17 protein-coding genes are annotated in these 17,901 nt (G+C 66.4%); 4 read left to right on the top strand and 13 right to left on the bottom strand.

Annotated features, from left to right (window positions below):
- Positions 1–70: 70 nt before the first annotated feature.
- The 6 genes from AB0C01_RS07450 to AB0C01_RS07425 form a co-directional block, all read right to left on the bottom strand.
- The gene (locus AB0C01_RS07450) at positions 71–1,903 is read right to left on the bottom strand and encodes a TraM recognition domain-containing protein (RefSeq protein WP_357570585.1); all 1,833 of its coding nucleotides are present in this window, start codon (positions 1,901–1,903) and stop codon (positions 71–73) included.
- Positions 1,900–3,345: a hypothetical protein gene (locus AB0C01_RS07445; RefSeq protein WP_357570584.1), complete on the bottom strand. Its 1,446-nt coding sequence runs from the start codon at positions 3,343–3,345 to the stop codon at positions 1,900–1,902. The genes AB0C01_RS07450 and AB0C01_RS07445 overlap by 4 nt, the downstream gene beginning before the upstream one ends.
- 21 nt (positions 3,346–3,366) lie before the next feature.
- A complete protein-coding gene (locus AB0C01_RS07440) occupies positions 3,367–4,857 on the bottom strand; it encodes an SCO6880 family protein (protein WP_357570583.1) in 1,491 nt (496 codons plus the stop codon).
- Positions 4,854–6,212 (bottom strand): hypothetical protein, encoded by a 1,359-nt coding sequence (locus AB0C01_RS07435; protein WP_357570582.1) that lies wholly within the window; start codon positions 6,210–6,212, stop codon positions 4,854–4,856. The genes AB0C01_RS07440 and AB0C01_RS07435 overlap by 4 nt, the downstream gene beginning before the upstream one ends.
- Positions 6,213–6,304: 92 nt before the next feature.
- Entirely contained in the window at positions 6,305–7,051 is a 747-nt protein-coding gene (locus AB0C01_RS07430; RefSeq protein WP_357570581.1) for a hypothetical protein, read from the bottom strand.
- Positions 7,052–7,054: 3 nt separating this feature from the next.
- Positions 7,055–7,390: a hypothetical protein gene (locus AB0C01_RS07425; protein WP_357570580.1), complete on the bottom strand. Its 336-nt coding sequence runs from the start codon at positions 7,388–7,390 to the stop codon at positions 7,055–7,057.
- Between the two features lie 127 nt (positions 7,391–7,517).
- On the opposite strand from AB0C01_RS07425, the gene AB0C01_RS07420 reads away from it, so the two are divergent.
- Complete coding sequence (locus tag AB0C01_RS07420; protein WP_357570579.1) at positions 7,518–8,102, top strand: hypothetical protein; 585 nt, start codon at positions 7,518–7,520, stop codon at positions 8,100–8,102.
- Positions 8,099–9,154 (top strand): C40 family peptidase, encoded by a 1,056-nt coding sequence (locus AB0C01_RS07415; RefSeq protein ID WP_357570578.1) that lies wholly within the window; start codon positions 8,099–8,101, stop codon positions 9,152–9,154. Before AB0C01_RS07420 ends, AB0C01_RS07415 begins: the two co-directional genes overlap by 4 nt.
- 254 nt (positions 9,155–9,408) lie before the next feature.
- Here the strand turns inward: AB0C01_RS07415 and AB0C01_RS07410 are convergent, their stop codons facing one another.
- The 7 genes from AB0C01_RS07410 to AB0C01_RS07380 form a co-directional block, all read right to left on the bottom strand.
- The gene (locus tag AB0C01_RS07410) at positions 9,409–10,014 is read right to left on the bottom strand and encodes a hypothetical protein (protein ID WP_357570577.1); all 606 of its coding nucleotides are present in this window, start codon (positions 10,012–10,014) and stop codon (positions 9,409–9,411) included.
- A gap of 213 nt (positions 10,015–10,227) precedes the next feature.
- Positions 10,228–11,703, bottom strand: a complete 1,476-nt coding sequence (locus AB0C01_RS07405; RefSeq protein WP_357570576.1) for an LAGLIDADG family homing endonuclease — start codon at positions 11,701–11,703, stop codon at positions 10,228–10,230.
- A gap of 828 nt (positions 11,704–12,531) precedes the next feature.
- On the bottom strand, positions 12,532–13,050 hold the full coding sequence (locus tag AB0C01_RS07400; protein ID WP_357570705.1) for a hypothetical protein: 519 nt from the start codon (positions 13,048–13,050) through the stop codon (positions 12,532–12,534).
- 102 nt (positions 13,051–13,152) lie between these two features.
- Positions 13,153–14,433, bottom strand: coding sequence for an MAB_1171c family putative transporter (locus AB0C01_RS07395; RefSeq protein ID WP_357570575.1), 1,281 nt, complete (start codon positions 14,431–14,433; stop codon positions 13,153–13,155).
- 23 nt (positions 14,434–14,456) lie between these two features.
- Positions 14,457–14,966, bottom strand: coding sequence for a hypothetical protein (locus tag AB0C01_RS07390; protein WP_357570574.1), 510 nt, complete (start codon positions 14,964–14,966; stop codon positions 14,457–14,459).
- 84 nt (positions 14,967–15,050) lie between these two features.
- On the bottom strand, positions 15,051–15,671 hold the full coding sequence (locus AB0C01_RS07385) for a hypothetical protein (protein WP_357570573.1): 621 nt from the start codon (positions 15,669–15,671) through the stop codon (positions 15,051–15,053).
- Entirely contained in the window at positions 15,671–16,120 is a 450-nt protein-coding gene (locus tag AB0C01_RS07380) for a hypothetical protein (protein WP_357570572.1), read from the bottom strand. Before AB0C01_RS07380 ends, AB0C01_RS07385 begins: the two co-directional genes overlap by 1 nt.
- A 287-nt stretch (positions 16,121–16,407) precedes the next feature.
- Here AB0C01_RS07380 and AB0C01_RS07375 point away from each other — a divergent pair, with 287 nt between their 5' ends.
- A complete protein-coding gene (locus AB0C01_RS07375; RefSeq protein WP_357570571.1) occupies positions 16,408–16,980 on the top strand; it encodes a hypothetical protein in 573 nt (190 codons plus the stop codon).
- Entirely contained in the window at positions 16,974–17,858 is an 885-nt protein-coding gene (locus AB0C01_RS07370) for a hypothetical protein (RefSeq protein WP_357570570.1), read from the top strand. The genes AB0C01_RS07375 and AB0C01_RS07370 overlap by 7 nt, the downstream gene beginning before the upstream one ends.
- Positions 17,859–17,901: the final 43 nt, after the last annotated feature.

Genomic DNA, 17,901 nt, shown 5'->3' with positions numbered 1-17,901 from the left:
CGTGATTGAGGTCGAACGTCATCGGCGCGTTTGCGGCGTCAACGCTGCGTGAGCCCATGGGGGAGCAGCTTCAGCTGACCCGTCCCCGCCAGGAGCGCTGTGCCATCCGATCCCGGCGCGCGGCGCGGGTGCGCTGTGCCTGATGGGTCATCTCAGCGGTGGACGTCACGACGGCCTCGGTCAGTCGGTCTGCGCTCGGCTCGTCGTACCAAGGCAGCAGGTCGAGCATGGCCACCTTCACGCCGGTGGCGAACAACAACGCCGTGCCCTTCGGCAGCGCCCGGATCCGCGCCGGATCGAGGATGCGCTGCCGACGCACCGACGTCTGGTACGAGGTGTGGCCCTTCCCGTCGCGGGTGCGGGAGGCGACGGTGACGTCGTGCTCGCCAACGAGCCGGGACAGGTCCTCAGCGAACCTTGCATCGTCGATGCCCGCGCCGACCAGTTTGACGGTGGCGGCCGACCACAGCGCGTCCATGCCCTGCTCACCCCACACCCTGGTCCCTTGCCGGTAGGACTGCAGGATCGTCAGCGGGATGATGCCTCGGCTGCCGAAATGGCTGTAAAGCTCGGGCAGGTCCGCGATCTTGCAGATGTTCGCGGCCTCGTCCAGGCAGGCGACCAGCGGCGGATCGAGCCGGCCACCGTGCGCCTCGGCTAGCGTCACTGCGGCGCGCAGCACCTGGTCGGTCAGACCAGCGACGAGCGGTGCGGCCGCTCCGGCGCCGTCTTTGGACAGCAGGTACAGCGTGTCGGTGCTCTCGACGAACGCTTCGACGTCCAGCGCCGGCAACGGCAGGTCCGGTGGGGTGACCCAGGCCATGATGGTGGGGTTGGCCAGGCACGCCGCTGCGGTGCGGGCGGTTTCGTAGAGCCCTTCGCGGGTCTCCGGCGCGCCGGCCTGCCGGCCGGACATCGCCCGGGCGGAGGCCCCGAACCCGTGGCTCTTGAGGATCGTCGCAGGCTCCCGCGAGGTGGAGTCCGACAACCACGCCTGCACCGATGCCAGCGTCCGACCCTCCAGCGCGGCAGCCAGGATCAGCGACGTGAGCAGGTCCAGCGCACCCTGGATCCAGAAGTCGTCGCTGCCCTGCGAATTGCGGACCTGTTGGACGAAGTGGTTAGCCAGCCGGTGGGCGTCCTCGACGTCGTCCACGGCGGCGAGCGGGTTCCACCACCAGCCCTGCGGCACGTGAGCGATCGACTGCGGGTCGAACACCCACACGCTGCCACGCTCGGAGCGAGCGGCTGCCGTCGTCGCCCAGAGATCGGGCTTGTTGCTGGTGGCAAGGGCCGCCCCCGGCGCGCCAAGGATGGACTGCACGGCTAGGGCAGTGGTTTTTCCGGCGCGGGGGGCCATCACTGCGAGGATGACGTCCTCCCAGGTGGAGTAGAGCCGAGGGCCTGAGCCGCGCCGCCGATGCGCGCCGAGCACGATCCCAGCGGACTCGGCGGAGATCTCCTTCACCGCCGTATCCGCCAGGCCGTGTCGTAGGTGCCGAGCCTTGGCGGCCACTGCGGGCAGCGTCATCGCACGCACCTCGGCCGGGCCAGCCAGCGACGGCAGCGGGTCTTCGGCGTCGGTCCGGCGCCCGAGCCGCCACAGCGTCGCGAGGGTGACCAGGCCGAGCAACACCAGCAGCAGCACCGCGTAGACCAGACCGACAACGGCGGGGGACACCCCGGGCCACAACACCGACCATTCGGTACGCAGCAGGTGTTCCAGGTACGCCGATCCGAAGCCGGGACCGCTAGCTGGCTGCCCGGTCACGGCGGCGGCCATCCGTCCAGCGAGCCAGGACAGCCACATCAGGGCGATGACCGCCCACGCCAGCCCCAGCATCAGGAACGGGGTGAGCGGACCTCCGGCACTGCCGCGCGGCTCGACGGGCCGGGTGTTCATGGCTGCGCCTGTCGGATCGCGGCGTCGGTGTCGTAGAGCTCCCACTCGTCGCCGACCAGAGTTAGCGACACTGGCAGCCCGTTGCGTTCACCCGTTTTGATCAGGTACTTGCCTCGGCCTGGGTGCACCGAGCCGGCGAACCATGCTTCCGGCGCGGCCCAGGATGCCACCAGCTCGCGTTCGGGCCCGGAAAGCTTGATCACCTCATTGACCCGGTTCAGCTCGCGAGGCGGCAGCCCGGCCAGGATCTTGATCGCGGACCGTTCGATGAAGCCCTGCGCCTTTGCCCGGTCCTCCCGAGTCGGCAGAGCGTCGAGGTCGGCGAGAGAGTGGGTGACCATCACGCTGGCCATTCCTCGTTGTCGGTTGAGCCGGGTGAGCGCGTCGGCGTGCTCGACGAGGCCGGATGCACCTCGCAGTGCTCGCCACAGCTCGTCCATCACGCCGAGGTACTGCCGGCGCGGTGCGAGGCCCTGGTCGGCCAGTACGGATGCGGCGTCGACCATGCCGAAGCCGTACGCCCAGGTGCACAGCATCGCGGCCGCTACCAGTTGGTCCCCGGCAGCGGCGACCTGGGAGATGTCGACGCTGACAGCCGGGGCATCCAGGTCCAGCGGCTTGGTCGTCGGGCCGTCGAACACCCCGCGCAGGCTGCCCTCGCACAGCAGCGCCAAGGTAGGCACCAGCTGGTCGACACGGCGGCGGTACTCGCCGTCGGTCCGGGCCCGGGCGGCGGTGAGCAGCTCGTCGGCGCCGGCTTCGACCAGGCTCAGCACGTCGGGCACCGTGGGGTCGTGTGCCAGGCGTTCGGCGAGTAGGTCGATCGCCCGTCCGAGGACGATCTCCTCGGTGTTGTTCAGCGCCTGCCCTCGCACCAGGGCGCACAGCGCCAGCAGCAGGGACATGCGCCGGCCCCGGATCTCCAGCCGTAGTTGCCGCGCGTCGGCGCTGCCCATGCGCGCGAGCGCGCTGCCCAGCGGGCCGGAGTCCAGTGGGTTGAGCCGGTCGAGGCCACGGCCCACGCGGATGACCTGTCCGCCGAGGTGCTCGACGAGTCGGGTGTAGTCGGGTTTGGTGTCGCCGAGGATCAGGGCGCTGGTGCCGAACCCGGTCATGCCGGTGATGAGCCGCTTGACCACCGTGGATTTGCCGACGCCGGGTTGTCCGAGGACGAACACACCGGGGTTGGTGATGAGGCCCTCTCGGAGCCATTCGAGGGGGTCGAGGCAGACGACCTCGCCCCAGAGCATGTGACGTCCGATCGGTACGCCGATCGTGGGTGCCCCGGATCCGGCGACGAAGGGGAACAGTCCGCACAGCTGGACCGTCGTTCCTTGGTACTCCATTCCAGGGGAGATGTGGCTGGCTCGGCCGGCGCCGGGTGTCCGTACACCCCATGCTGGCGCCGGCGTGACCGCGTCTGCGGCGGCGGTGCGCTTCATAGAAGTCTCCTGGTCATTTGGTCAGCGGGGCCAGTGGCGGGCCAGCTGCGGCGGGCATACGCCGCAGGGCAGGGTGGTGGCGAAGCCGGCGGCCTGGCTGGCGCGCAGCTGCCGCAGCCGAATCTTGGCGACGTCGGCTCGGGACTCGACGTCGGCAATGGCCCGGCCCAGGTCGTCGGCGCAGACGACGGTGGTGGTGACGAACAGCGACATCAGACCCACCCCAGACCCGGTCGCCTCTTCCCGCGCGGTCTGCAAGGCCCGATCCCGGTCGGCGTGGTCGCGAGCGGACTCGTCGCGCTTCTGCGCCCGGTTGTACGCCGCCCGGAACGCTGCGGCGTTGACCTCGCTCTCTACGATCCGCGCGGCCTCGCCAGCGGGGAAAGGTCGGTACAGCAGCGAAACCCGTTTCGGGTACGGGCCGGGCGCCAACATCCGGGCGAGGACATCGGCGTGCACGTGCTGACGTGGTGCCTCGTGCCATGCCCACGAGACCGAGGTGCCGGAGTCGTGCACGTACCGGTCGAGGTGCTCCTCGGCCATCACCGGTCCGGCGGTGTCCCAGTCCAACCACCGGCTCAGATCAAGACCGGGAGTCGCCGCCAGCCGGGCCATGTCACCTCGGCTGGCCGGATCGAACGCCGTCCGAACGATGGCCGAGATGGTCTCCGCGCGGGCTCGGCCGAGGACGGTCAGTCCGCAGCTGCCCAGCGAGTCCTGCAGACCCGGCAAGGCCCGGCTGATCTCCTCCAGGGCCTCGTCGAGGTTCTTGGGTTTGCTGGGGGAGGCACCGGGCCTGAAGGTCACCGACACCCGGGTCTCCACGTCGGCGGCGGCTGCCGGGGACACCTCCACCAGCCGTTGCAGCACCCGCCGGGCGGAAGCCGGACCGTGCGGGACGACCCGTCGGCTGACGTGATCGGCCAACCGGGAACCCGGATCCGGCGCGGTGTCCACGGTGACGGTGACGTGGTCGACGATCGACAGGTAGCCCAGGTTCGCCAACCAGCCGCCCCAGTTGGCCACCCACGCCGCGCTCGCGTCGGGATCGGCCAGCCAGGTCGAGGTGGCCGCGCAGCGAAGCGTCACCGTCATGGTGTCCAACCGGCGGTTGTAGACCACCCCGTACCGGCCGCTGCCCTCGTCCTCGACGGTCAGCAGGGTGGTCGGGGCGAGCACGCCCGGAAGCTGCCAGGCGTGTTCGCCGGCCACCATCACCCCGGAGCGGTACGAGGTGTAGCCGCGGCTGGTGCCGATCAGCCATCGCACTCGCTGTGCGACTCCGGCTGATAGCGGCACCCCGTCCCATCGCAGGACCAGTAGCACCACGAGCAGCACACAGGGACCGGCGGCAACGGCCAGCGCCCGCAGTCCCATCGATCCGGAGATGATCAGCGTGGTGATCGCCGCGAGGACGACGAAGGTCTGCGTCGGCCCGAGGCCGAACAGCCCCATGCCCCGCGCCCGCCGCCAACCTCCGTAGGTACGAATCTGCGCCTGGTCGCTGCTCATGACGGCGTACTCCCGTCCCGCATCGCGGAGCTGGCCGTGTTCGCGCCCGCCTTCGCTGCCGCGGCCCCGGCCTGCGCGGCCAGGACGGTACCGACGACGACCGGTGCCGCCGGCCCGGCCGCGGATCCCGCCGCCCCGGCCGCCGCGGTGCCACCCCCGGTCGCCGCGCCACCCGAGGCCGCGGCGCTACCACCGGCGGACGCGGTAGCACCGGTACCGGCGGGCACGGTGGTGGGTGTTACCGGACCCGGCATGCCGCCGGCAGTGGCGTTACCGCTGATCACCGTCGGAGCGCCACCGGTCGTACCCCCACCGGATCCGCTCGTGGGCGAGGGCGCGGACGGAGTCAGCATGGCCCCGGTGGGGCCGTTGTCGCCGCCGTTACCAGGACCCCTTGAGTCCATGTAGCGGGCGTGGTCGCCGGCGCTGTGACCGCCGGCCGCTCCGCGTATCGAGGACGCGGCGTGCAAGCCTGCGGCGGCGCCGGCACCGGCCATACCGAGGCCTCCGCCCCCGGAGGCGACACCGCCGGTGAAGACGGTGAAGAACTTCATCAGCGCGGGTAGGGCGATCACCGACAGGGCCAGCATGCCGAGGCCCATCAGCCAGTCCCGACCGTTGCCGCGCATCATGACGAACGAGGTGGCATACACGGATACCGCCGCTGGCTTGTACAGCGCGAGCGCCAGCGACCAGCCGAGAGTTTTGTGCAGCCACTGACTGGTGCCTCGGGTGATGGAGCCCGCCGCTGCCAGCTGAAGCAGTCCGGCCAGGATGACCACGGCGCCTTCGCGGAAGACCATCAGGATGGTCTGCACCACGGCCGCGAAGATGACGACGACACCGACGAGGATCATTACGAACGGGGCTACCTCGGTGCCGGGAAGCAGCAGTGCCCCGAGCGCGGTGCTCATCGCCTCGTTGGGTGGCTCGTTGGACTCCTTGAAGATCGCCTCGTCCAACAACCACGTCGAGTAACTGTCCCCGGCCTTGAGGACCAGGTGGGTGCCGGCAACGCCGACACTGCCCCACAGGGCGGTGTTCCAGACTCCCCGTACCACCTGCAGAAGCGGTGCACCCTTGCGGCTGATGACGATGGTGATGCCCTGCCACACCAATCCACCGACAAGGACAAGGATCGTGATCGGCAGCATGAACCCACGCAGCTGCTGCGCGGGTCCGGCGGCCGCGTTGCACTGGGCCACCCAGTCGGTAGCCCACTGACCCGGGTCAGACCCGCTGGTCGGGCACAGGTCGTTCGACGGGATGAGCGTCCAGCTGGTCAGCAGGCCGGCGACCCACTGAATGGCGTCTTTCGTCGCGTCGGCCAACCCATCGAGGAGCGCGTCGACCATTGAATCCCGGACGGCACCCGGGGCTTGAACGCCATCGACGATGACGCCGGCGCAGGTCGCGGGCATGAAGGGGTTGCAGAAAGGCACGACGATCACCCGCCCGCGTTGAAGGGAAGGAACATGGCGGTGTACGGATCCAAGACGACGGTCACGGCCTGGTCGAACGTCCCGCCAGCGGGTGCCAGCAACGCCCAGTCCGAACCCGTCCAGCGCATACGAACCTCTGTGCTGACCATCAGCGACCTACCCGAGCCGTCTGGTGCCTCGGTCAGCAAGCGAAGGACGACCTCGTCTTGGGTGTAGTTGACGATCCGGTAGCCGAGCAGAGTCGCAGTCAGGCGCCCGAGGGGCTGCCCATCCGCCACGCCCGTCTGGCCGCGCAGCTCGTCGTACGCCTGCCTGATCTGAACCCGCATCGCGGCCGCGTCGGCTCCGACGATCTGAGTACGCAGTGCGGACTCGAAAACAGCCGGACCGACCTGCGGGTTCACGCGCACGACAATGTGCACGGCGGCCAGCACGGCACCACCAAGGTCGTGTGTAAATCCCCGAGCCTGGCCCTCACCAGAGACGCGAGGACCGGACTGTCGCGAAACAGGCACCGAGACTCCCGCGACGTCCACCCAATCCAGGTCACGAGGCAGAACTGCCTGGCCGTTGGCGGTGGTCTCGGGACGGACCAGTACCGGTCCCAAGGTCGAGGAAGCAGGTCGATCCGAGTCCGCGCCGAACGCCATTGCCACGGCCGCAGCGCCGAGCACCGCCGCAGTGGCCAGACAGAGGGCGGTAATCCGGCGACGCGTGGTGCGGTGGGCGCGAGTGATGACGTCGTAGGTCATGACTCAGCCCGGCAGAACTGCGCCGACGACCACGGCCGCAACCGCGCCGCACGTGAGCCCGGCCAGCACCCACGGGATGCCAGCCGCGCCGTCGGCCGCGAATGCCGACCGGTTCCGGCGACCGACGGCCATCATGATCCCGCAGACAAGCAGACCGCCGACACCAGCGACGATGAGGATCCACTTCATCCAGCCGATGAACAGATTCCCGGTGGCATCGAGGCCGGGTGGGGCGGCGGGCGGGGGAGTAGGGACTGCCAGGGCGTCGAGCGCAACCCCAGCGAGATAGTGAGCAAGCACAGCAGTCTCCCGAAGGTCATGACGCCCTCGGTTGGGCATCTGCCGTGGACCTTCGCCGGGTAGGGCTGACGGCAGACTTGACGCTGGGATTGCTGCCACCGTTACCGCCGCTACCAACCACGACTGGCAGCGGTAACGGCCTTCGCGACTCGGCACCGTCGTGACCATGAACGCGCGAACTCAAGCAGTAGCGGCGCTTGTCCTGATGCTGTCCGTTACCGGCTGTTCCGGCGGCGGACGGCCGGCGCCGACCCCGCCGAGCACAACCAGGGCCGTGTCCGCCCCCAATTCGGCTGGCGTCGTTGCCCCGGTGCCGCCGCCTTCGCAGGCCGGGTTCGCGTACGAGGACCCCGGCGAGGTGTGCACCCGCTTCACCGCGGCTCTCTACAGCGCCGACACGCGGCGAGATGCTGGACCGGACGACGCCTATAAGCGCGCCGCGAACTTTGTCAGCGGAACACTGGCCGCACAGAGCCCGGCTGCCAAACGGGACGGTCGTTGGGCGACCTGGGCCGAATACCGGGCGTACGTCGACGCCGCTGTGGAGCCCTTCGTCGACGCACTGCAAGCCGCAGATACGGCGATCTCCGCACGGCGCACGGTCCGGGTGACCGCAACGCCCCTCAGTGAAGACGGCTGGCGCGGCTGGACTGAGGACAGCCTGGTCGACTGCACCCTGCGCCGCGGCGGCCCAGACGGATCCGGCTGGCGGGTCGCCGGATACGAGATCCGCCAGGCAGGTCTGCGATGAGCAAGCCGTGGCCATTCATCGCGGGAGGGCTCGTTGTTGTCGGTCTGGCACCGCTTGCGCTGATCGTGTTCGTTGGCCTCGCAATGCTCCCAGTGAGCCCAGCGACGGACTGCACCATCAACCCGCCGGGCGTCTCGCCTGGTGCTTCGGCTGCGCCGCCGGAGTGGCCCGCTGAGGGCTCCTGGACCTCCGAGCAGGTCGGCAACGCGGCCGTCATCGTCTCTGTCGGAGCCGAGCTGCACGTGCCGCGCTACGGCTGGGAGATGGCGTTGGCCACCGCCATGCAGGAGTCCACGCTGCGCAACCTCGGCCACCTCGGCGCGGACAACGACCATGACTCGCTGGGTCTGTTTCAGCAGCGACCCAGCCAGGGCTGGGGCACCTCCGAGCAGATCCTCGACCCCCGCTACGCCGCCCGGAAGTTTTACGAGCGCCTGGTCACGATCGATGGCTGGCATGCCATGCCGCTCACCCAGGCCGCGCAGGCCGTGCAGCGATCGGCGTTCCCCGACGCGTACGCCAAGTGGCAGCCCGAGGCGCAGCAGTTGGTCGCTGTGATCAGCGATGGCATGAACATCGTCTGCACCAGCGACGGCGGGGACGGGCTGCCGTCCCTGGACGATGCTGGACTGCCCGAGGGTTTCGTTCTGCCGTCTGACCCGCAGCTGCGAGCAGTCGTCACCTTCGCCCTGGGCCAGCTCGGCAAGCCCTATGTCTGGGGTGCCGAAGGGCCGGACAGCTACGACTGCTCCGGCCTAATGATGGCCGCCTGGGCCAAAGGCGGCGTGCAGATCCCTCGGGTCACCGCCGACCAGGTCCACACCGGCACCGCCGTCTCATCCCTGGCAGCGATGCGACCCGGGGACCTGATCTTCATCCCCGGTTCAGACGGCACGATGACCCGGCCTGGACATGTCGGGATGTACATCGGCGTTGATCGGAGCGGACGGCAGTACCTCATTCAGGCACCCAAGACTGGTGACGTCGTAAAGGCCGTCGCGGTCAGCAACTGGAGTCGGCAAGTTGCTGTCATCCGTAGGCCGACGCCGTGACAAGTCCTGTACTCGGTCAGATGACCTGGGGCGCTCACGGGGTCAGGCTAGGCATGTCCAGCAGCACCTTTGGTCAAGCCGATCCGAATCTGCTGACGAGAGTGCGCCGGCCACGCTGAGGAAGACCATCGTCTGCACGGGAGATCATGGAGGATTATTCAGGACGGTGGAGACCAGGCCGATGACCTGCGGCTGAATGCAGCTCAAGGCAGGTTCTGAATAACCCTACATGACTATCCGTCAAGATGACATTGCTAGACTGTCGTTTGCAGCTCAAGCTGTATTCGCTTGGTCAGAGCAGCCTTAGCAGCGTTTTCGGCTGGCACCCGCACTTCGTAGAGTCGACTCCATTCCTCCGACGTTTGCTTCCCGTTGAGCCGTTTGGCGGCGGAGTCGGCGTTAAGATCTATTGTCAAGAGGTAGAACGATTTTGAAATATCCTGCACGCGTGTGCGCCAAGCATCGAACAGTTCGATCACCTCATCGGAGCCATACGTTCGCAGCAATGCGTCAGGAGACAAATCAGTTACGAGATGAAGGTGCCTGGGGGCTTCATCCTTATCGAGCGCACCATCCGGGTGACTTGCATTCGCCCAGAAAGAAACCCGCTGAACCTCTTTCACAATTTCAACATAGGCGGTCGCCCGCCTTTCTTGCTGCCGTTGCTCGCGAGCCAAGCGAAGATCGTGTCCGCTCTTCTGCTTGGCCAGTTCAAGCTCGTGCCGATGTCTCTCTTTTGCAAGGTTCTCGGCATGTTGGCGACTCCTTTCGCCGGTCTTGAACGAAATGACGATGCCCGAAATGCCAACAAGCGTACCGAAGCCGCTCGTCGCAACCGGTACTACCCAGTCCCAAGCCATGCCTCATTTTGACTGAGCGATGCAAGATTCGGAAGTGCCGTCCAGGGACGGTTCCGCTGATCGCTCTGGCCTGCAGCGATCAGCTCGCCACGGGCGTGACAACTCGGTGCAGCGCTCGGCTCGCGGGCATGCCGATGTCAGCGCACTGACTCTTTGATATGTCAAGGCTGCCTATGGCCGTTTCCAAATCAATCTCAGATCCGCTGATGATAGTTAAATTGGAGATTTCCGGGCGCGGCGCCCCGTGGGGCGAAGCGGGATGCCGTGATGGTTGAGAACGTTTTTGACGGTGCCGGCTGCTACACCGTATCGGCCCGCGAGCTCAACCATTCCCGCAGTGGCGTACTCGGCTGCAAGCTCCTCTCGACTGAGAGACCATATCGCCTCGGTGCGACCGAGGCGCCCTCGACCTCTCAGCGTAACGCCTTGTGCAGCTAGAACCTCCCGGATGGGTGCTTCGCTGACGCCGTAATAAGTAGCGAGCTCCGATAAGCCGAACCCCCTTTGATAAGCCTGGGCCAGTTCAAGCTGTGGCAACTTCTCTGCGATGCGCTCGCGCGGCGGGCGCTCGGGCATGCCGGCGAGTTCAAGAGCCTCTCGTACTCGAGCTGGCGTAGAGCGCACCTGGAGGGCGATCTCATTCACCTTCCGCCCCGCGCGCCGGAGAGCCATAGCCTCTCTCATGAGGGTGTTCGAGTCGCCAATCGAACCTGTCCAGCGGTGTGTTTGCGCTGGCGCACCTGGGAGAATTTTCTCGTGCTCGGCACAGCCATCAACCGCAATTCCGTTAATGGCAAGCCATCGCGAACCTGAGACGATGTGGACCTCTACAAGGTCCGTCCTGTAGTGCTCAACGGAGGCAACGCGGTCTTCGGGCTTTTTTCGGTATGTTGTCATCCCAGCCGTCAGGTTATCGAACTTGCTCGCCTTGCTGGTGTCGACAAACCCAGCTACATCGGCGAGGCGCCGAGCGTCCGAGCTGCCCACAATTAGCCGCCAGTTCGCCTTCGTCGCGTAGGCGCGTAGGCCTCCCTGCCCATCCGGCATCATGCGGCTCCCGGCTTCACGGGCAGCATTGATCGTTGCGCGTATCCCCAGCCACGCCATCAGCCGTTGGCACCGACCCAGAAGGTCACGGTCTGATTGACTCAGCCGGATCGTGACCCCCTTCTCGGGCTTGCCTTCCACGTGTCCGTCGGTATCAAGGAGGCCGGATATCACGCCTCGAATGAAGTCTGAACTGGCTGATTCCATCCTGTCGTTGAGCGTCTTAGCGCCGGGAAAGAGCTGCCACTCAGTCATGAAACCGAGTAGCGCAGAGCTTCCCAGTTGGTCCTTGTTATGGCCGGGGATCCTTCGGAATCCCATCCAGTTCGCCCGGTGCGGAAAGCGCTGCGCTATAGACAGAAGTAGTGCCTTGACCGGCTCCACGCCTGGTCCGTCCCAGACGTCGAGGTGAACCAGGTTACCGGCGAAGTGACCATCGCCGATGAAGTGGCCGATCAGATATCCATCGTCGTAGGAGCCCTCACCATCCCATCGCCACGCAGGCAATGCCAACCCCACCTTGGTGCCCGGCTGCAAACGGGCTATCGGCACCGCGGTTTCCGTTGCGGAGACGACCCGAAGCGCCCGGCGGGCGGGAGTTCGGCCATTCCGGAGCCGTGTCGCGGCCGCATTCGGAATCATCACTGCTCCGTCGGCAAGACCGTCTTCCATCCCTAACGTGGCATCGAGCCCACCAGCGAGGCGAACGCGTACCGCGGGGCCGCGCTTAAGCGTGCTGACCTGGACCCTCGTGCGCTTGCCATCAGCGGCTGCGATTGTCACGGCTTTCCCGACCAACGTGCCTGTTTGGCGTGGGCCATCCTCAGTGAGCAGCCAGGTGTCACTGCCGAGTGCTGCATATGTTGTCACGTAGATGGAACCGCCTTTCCCGGCCTGCCCCGACGTCGCGGAGCATCGTCAGGCTGCCATTCTGACTCTGGGGTACGACAAATTTGAGTACGGCGGACCCGCAGATCGGATAAATTGGGAAATCCACAGCATCTTGCACAGATGGTACGGCGCACTGTCATGCCGCGATCCGGGCGTTCGACCCCTCATCGATGTCCGATAATCTCCGAAGTCGAACGCGAGAGTGCCCGCCGCGATGCGGTCGATCAGATCACTGGCGTCGTCGGCTTGCCCGATGACGTTGTCCAATCCGCTGCTGTTGATGTCTACCAGCAGCACCGCTGCGGGGTCGCTGCTCAGGTCAAAGGCGAGGTGTTCCGGGGGCGCGTGCGTCGGCCACCGTGACGTCGGCCTAGTTGGCGACAGCAGTCGGGACCACGGCTGAAGCCCGATCGAGTAGATCAGCAACATCCGCCCCGGATTATTAACATCGCCGCAGCGTTACCGGAACGGCCCCCACCAGCGCACGGTAGCCGCGATCCCCGCGTTGGTTGACTGCCCCACGGTACTGAACGTGGCTAGGGCGCCAACTGTCGACAATCCGCTGGATTCCACGTCAACTCAGGCGAGAAGGAGGAACGCAGGCACAGCGATGAGGATGCCGGCTAGAGCGCCTGCGACAACCTGACCAATCGTGTGATCGCCCAGCCGCACACGAGACCAGCCCACCAGGGCGACGATCGCCAGCGATGGGATCAGCGCCGGCCCGAACACGATGATCAGTACGGACATCGAGCCACTCGCGACCGCAGCGTGTGCACTGAGCTTCCACACCTGGTTGATCGCGGTGACGATGAGCAGCACGGCGAACATCACCACGACCATGGCGACGAGCGGCTGAGGTGCGCCGACGAGTGCGAGCACGGCGAGACCAACAAGGACGGACAGCAGTCCGTAGACCAGGGGCATGCGGCGTTGCTCGCGTACCCCGATGTGGTGGTCGGTGAGTCGTCCTCGTCGCACGCCGACCCAGATGACGCCGTACGGGACGGCGGAGCAGAACAGTATGGCGAGCAGTGCCCAGCCGAGGCCGGTCACTACGGCGGGGGCGGTGCTGTGCAGGGCGATGATCAGCGGCATCAGGGCCGCGAAGACCGCCGGCGCACATGCTTCGGTGACGATCCGTGCCACTCGGGAGGTGCTGTTGGCAGGCAGGTCAACGAGTGCGGACACGATGAGGTTCTACCTCTCGGACGACTGCGGAGTAAGAGGCAACGCTGCGGATCTGGCGTGCGAGATGATTATCCCAGCCATCGGGGATGCGATCGCTCGGGCTACCTGCGCGAGCCACGTCACCTGGTCCGCGGCATCGAGGTCATCAGCGTCCGAGTCACGGGGCGGGCCCAGCGGCAGGGTGAGTGCTTCGGTCGTCTCAGTGGAGGGGGGTGCGCCATTGAGCCGGGAGGCCAATGCCGCACCGATGACGACGGCTTCAGCCATGGCGGTCTGCTGCTCACCGAGGAGGCCGCCTTCCCTAGCAGCGGTCTGCGCCTGCGTGAGGACTGCCGTCGACATCCACGGTCGCAGGGTGGCGTAGCCGTCGAGAATCTCCACGGTGATCCTGACCCGGCGCAGGGAAGCGTCCCGGGCGACCGATAGAGCGCCGCGCACACCGGACGGCGGCGGAAGTAGCGCGATCTCAGGCAGCACGGCATGGATCCGCGTCCACAACGGGTACAGCCGGTAGTAGTCCCGGAATGCCACGGCCGCCACCCATAGCCGTTCCAGGCCGATACGAGGGCCCCAGGATGGGATTGTGGAGCCGATCAGGACCAGAAGGATCGACGTGCTGAACGTCAGTACGACCACCGAGTCCGTGATCCGAGCAAAGTCTGGAGACCTGTTTCCCAAGGCGACGGCCACGAGCTTGGCGGCCACGTACGCGAGCCCCCACAGCGAGCCAGCCGTGATCATCCGGAGGCCGAAGCGCAGCAACGGCCGATGGGCGATGCGGGCGTAGCGGTTCGCCAAGGCCACTACCTGCGTCAGTGACCAGCCCAGGTAAGCCAGGTACACGAACAGGTAAGCCAGGTATACGAAATGGAATGGAGGGTGGACGGGCTCGCCGTAGTACTCGCGGGTGCGAACGCGCGGATCGGAGAGACTGCCATCCACGAGTGTCGCGCCAAACATCATGATCATGACAGCGATGGTGAGCGCCAGTGCGATGGTCAGCCGCCGCACTCGCCGCCGGGTGCTGTCGTCGCCACTGGTCATGTAGAGGAGGAATGCTTGTGCCGCCGTGGCGCACACCAGCGACAGGCAGTTGGACATCAGTCGGGTGACGTCCGGCGTCCCAAACAGCTGGTCGATCTTTGGCATGAGCGGCTGAAGGGTCATCGAGATGGTGATCGCGATCAGGGCAAGGCACAGCGCACGAAGAGGGCGGTTGCCTCGATCCCGCGCCAGGTCGCGCAACTTGTAGAGGCTCATGCCCCAGCAGATGAGCGTCACGACGATCATGAGGCCTCGAGCGAGGCTCACCATCAGGCCGCCCGGCCTTCCAGCGTTGCCACCAGCCTGGCGGAGATTTGAGGATCAGCTGGCGCGGAGGTCGGAATCGTGGACCACGACTCGGCGCGTTGCACGGCGACCGTCCCGAAGACTTCTGCCCGGCGCTCGATCGGCTCGTCATACGCCAGACGCGCCAGTGCAATTTCGGGTACGGATGGATCCACCGACGGCATGAGCATGGCCGCGAGGCATTCAAGATCATTCGGAACGGCGACGTCATCGAACATCATGTGCCCGTATTCGTGGCCGATGATGAGGCTCTGGCGCACTTTGCCAGCATTGGCGTCGTAGAAGACATAGTCGGCGAGCTCGCCGGCTACCCAGAGGCCGTGGGGGGCAAGGGCTGGCAGATGCCGGGGCATGAGGTGAACCTGGCGTCCACGGCGATGTTCGATCCGGTCGTGAAGTTGAGCGAAGGTGAAGGTCGAAGGCAGCTTGAGTGCGGCGAGGAGCTGCGCTGCCTGCTGTCGCAGGTGGCTCACGCTGCTATCGGTATGACGTTGCATCGAGTTCCCTGTTCATCAGGCTTCGGCATGGTCTGGTCCCGTGGCGAGATCGCAGCGGCCTCACCGCTCTGCCCTGCCCGGGTGGTACTCGAGAACGGAGGAGAGCTGCTCCAGCAACAGTGTCTGAGATCCCGAAGGCGGCTTCGGTGCCACCCAGCCATTCACCAGTTGCAGCACCCGGCTGGCGAACACCTCGGCCTGGTGTTCCTCGCGATGTGTGTAGACGACGCGCTTGAGACCTCGCCGCAGGTCGGCCATGTCAGCTGCGTGAAGCGCCTTCTTGATATCGCGGCCGACGGCGGGGCTACCGACGTGAGCAAAGACCATGTGGCCGATGCCGTGCAGGACGAGATGGTCCCGGTGGAGGAGAGGGAGATCCGATCCAATCAGGATGTGATCCGTCGTCGCGCCGCGACACCACATGGCGCGAGCCTCTGCCTGGCGCGTCCGGACAGCCCTCACCACCAGCGGTCGGCCTCGGGCACGCTGCAGTGCGGCGCAGAACTCGCTCACCGTGAAGGGCGCTGGCATGGAAAGGCTGTGCAGGAGCTCGTCGCATCGGCGAATCTGCCGCTCGTTCCACGCTGTGGTCTGGTCGTCGTACCACCACCAGCTCTGTAACCGTACGCAGCCGGCGGTGACCGGTGGTTGGTGGCTTGCTTGTCTGAAGACGTCTGCCATCAGCGGCGCTGCCGTTCGCTGCTCTCCAGCCGGCCGCGGGCGGCAGCCTCCAGTCGCTGCACCTGCTCGATCATGGCGACAACTGCCGCATGGCCCTCAGGCGATAGCCGTGCGTCTATCAGACGCATAGCTACCTGCTTGATATGCGGATCGGTCAGAGCCTGGGCGAGCCTGTGCTCATGTTGATCCTCGGACGTCTCAGCGAAGAAGGCGGGCGGCTGCCCGAAGAAGGCCGCAATGGCGTCGACGATCGAACGCCGTGGGTCGGGCGATCGACCCTGGCGGAGGTTGCTCAGGTGGGTGTGGGAGATCTTGCAACCCCGCCGAGTTAATTCGTTCGCGACGTAACGGATGCTGTAGGGCTTCCCGGCAGGGTCCGTGACATGGAGAAATAGCCAGTCGAGCCGTTCGGCGAACGTCTCGCCGGCTGAATCGTCGGCCTCGACCATCGGGACTCCTCGCAAGTTGGAACACAAGGTTTACACGATAGTCCTTGATGGAATCAAGCATTGACACGGCTACACAGTGTATGCGTAACATTACGAGCCTCTGGCAGCGGGTGTGGCCAACGGGGCTGCAGTGTCATTGCCCGCTGCCAGAGTGCTCCTGCAAGCGGATGCAGCGCCATTACCACTGCCGCGCTGGCCGCAGTCATCTTCGAGCCAGCCTGCGGCAGAGCGCTTGCAGCCGGCGGTATGGCCATGCGCTGGACACATAGTCAAAGGGGGACGCGTCGTTGCGCCAGATCCAACTGATCACCAGCCGCGCTGCCATCGCAGCTGCGGTAGGCGCCCTCGCCGTGAACCTGGCCGCGTGCACCTCGGACGAGGACGCTGCCACACCGAGCGCAGGACCGGTCAGTTCACAACCGGCTCCCAGCATCGACGCGGAGGACGCCCGTGCGAGTGCGTCCACGCTTGCCGCCTACCGAAACTACGTACAGGCCTACGTCACCGCGTCGAATGCCGGCGACTACAACGCAAAACTCGACAGCTTCGTGGCCGATCCGGCGCTGCTGACTGTGCGCCAGGACTTGCTGATCAAGTTTCAACAAGGACTCGTCACCAAGGGTGAACCCACCTCGACGCCCAAGGTGAGCAAGGTCGACACAAGCCGGCGCCCCTTCACCTCCGAGGTCGAAGACTGCTTCGACACCGGCAAATGGGACGTCGTCTCCAAGAAGACCGGCAAATCGGCGCGGACCACGGGACAGGCGACAAGGTACGTGGTGATCGCGAAGGCCGAGTTGTTCGACGACGGTCAGTGGCGTATCCGAGAGGTCAGCGCCCAACGGGAGAGGCCATGCTGATCCGAAGGACGCTTGTGGCTGCGACCCTGGCGATCGGCGGCAGCAGTCTCGTGGCACCGCGCCCGGCGTACGCGGACTACGAGCACTGCGACGCATTGGGCAACTGCTACTGGGTTGTCGAGAGACCCGGCACCGGGGGTGGCCGCAACGGCGGCGGGGGAAACAACACGGGTGGTGGCGCCGGTAAGGGCTGCAGCTACGAGGGCCAGACCGTGCCGTGCGTGGTCGATGGGCTCGGCGTGTGGGACGGCTCCTGCTACGTCGACCGAGTCCCCCCACCGCCAGGCGGTCGGACCGACGGCTACTGGAGCATCCGCACATGCGGCGTTTTTGGAGGCGTCGCCTCCCAGACGCCGGCGACCTGGTCGGCGGATCCGCCCGCCGGGATTCTGCCCTCATACCAGGAGCTCGCCCAACGAGCCATCGCTCAGATGAACCTCGACGGTCCGAACATCGGAACCGCCCCGCAGACCGACGGCGCCGGCCTGGTCGGACTGCCCATCTGGCTCTGGAACGCGGTGGGTCCCAGCACCTGGGGCACGATCACGCGAACAGCGGCAGTGCCGGGGCGGGCAGTCACTGCCACCGCCAGGGCCGAGAAGATCGTCTGGAGCATGGGCGACGGCCAATCCGTCACCTGCACCACGCCGGGCACCCCCTATCAGCCCTCATACGGCAACAGGAAGTCGCCGGACTGCGGTTATGACGGCTACTCCCGGCCGAGCACCGCTCAGGCCGGAGGCCGTTACACCGTCACAGCCACCACATCATGGCTGGTCACGTGGAACGGCGGGGGTGGAAACACCGGCTCCCAGACCGTCGACCTGTCCTCCACCACCACGATCGACATCGACGAACTGCAGGTGATCACGTCATGACCAGCGCGCCGATCAAGTCCTCCCGTACTGCCTCGCCGGTTGC

Source organism: Micromonospora sp. NPDC048905 (assembly GCF_040649655.1).
Lineage (GTDB): Bacteria > Actinomycetota > Actinomycetes > Mycobacteriales > Micromonosporaceae > Micromonospora.
The sequence above is the reverse complement of the archived record's forward strand: the minus strand, read 5'-3'. Positions and strand labels throughout refer to the sequence as shown.

Coding starts and splice junctions, on each gene's coding strand:
- AB0C01_RS07450 (WP_357570585.1), bottom strand. CDS start 1,903: ATGAACACCCGGCCCGTCGAGCCGCGCGGCAGTGCCGGAGGTCCGCTC.
- AB0C01_RS07445 (WP_357570584.1), bottom strand. CDS start 3,345: ATGAAGCGCACCGCCGCCGCAGACGCGGTCACGCCGGCGCCAGCATGG.
- AB0C01_RS07440 (WP_357570583.1), bottom strand. CDS start 4,857: ATGAGCAGCGACCAGGCGCAGATTCGTACCTACGGAGGTTGGCGGCGG.
- AB0C01_RS07435 (WP_357570582.1), bottom strand. CDS start 6,212: ATGGTCGACGCGCTCCTCGATGGGTTGGCCGACGCGACGAAAGACGCC.
- AB0C01_RS07430 (WP_357570581.1), bottom strand. CDS start 7,051: ATGACCTACGACGTCATCACTCGCGCCCACCGCACCACGCGTCGCCGG.
- AB0C01_RS07425 (WP_357570580.1), bottom strand. CDS start 7,390: ATGCCCAACCGAGGGCGTCATGACCTTCGGGAGACTGCTGTGCTTGCT.
- AB0C01_RS07420 (WP_357570579.1), top strand. CDS start 7,518: ATGAACGCGCGAACTCAAGCAGTAGCGGCGCTTGTCCTGATGCTGTCC.
- AB0C01_RS07415 (WP_357570578.1), top strand. CDS start 8,099: ATGAGCAAGCCGTGGCCATTCATCGCGGGAGGGCTCGTTGTTGTCGGT.
- AB0C01_RS07410 (WP_357570577.1), bottom strand. CDS start 10,014: ATGGCTTGGGACTGGGTAGTACCGGTTGCGACGAGCGGCTTCGGTACG.
- AB0C01_RS07405 (WP_357570576.1), bottom strand. CDS start 11,703: ATGATTCCGAATGCGGCCGCGACACGGCTCCGGAATGGCCGAACTCCC.
- AB0C01_RS07400 (WP_357570705.1), bottom strand. CDS start 13,050: ATGCCGCTGATCATCGCCCTGCACAGCACCGCCCCCGCCGTAGTGACC.
- AB0C01_RS07395 (WP_357570575.1), bottom strand. CDS start 14,433: ATGATCGTCGTGACGCTCATCTGCTGGGGCATGAGCCTCTACAAGTTG.
- AB0C01_RS07385 (WP_357570573.1), bottom strand. CDS start 15,671: ATGGCAGACGTCTTCAGACAAGCAAGCCACCAACCACCGGTCACCGCC.
- AB0C01_RS07380 (WP_357570572.1), bottom strand. CDS start 16,120: ATGGTCGAGGCCGACGATTCAGCCGGCGAGACGTTCGCCGAACGGCTC.
- AB0C01_RS07370 (WP_357570570.1), top strand. CDS start 16,974: ATGCTGATCCGAAGGACGCTTGTGGCTGCGACCCTGGCGATCGGCGGC.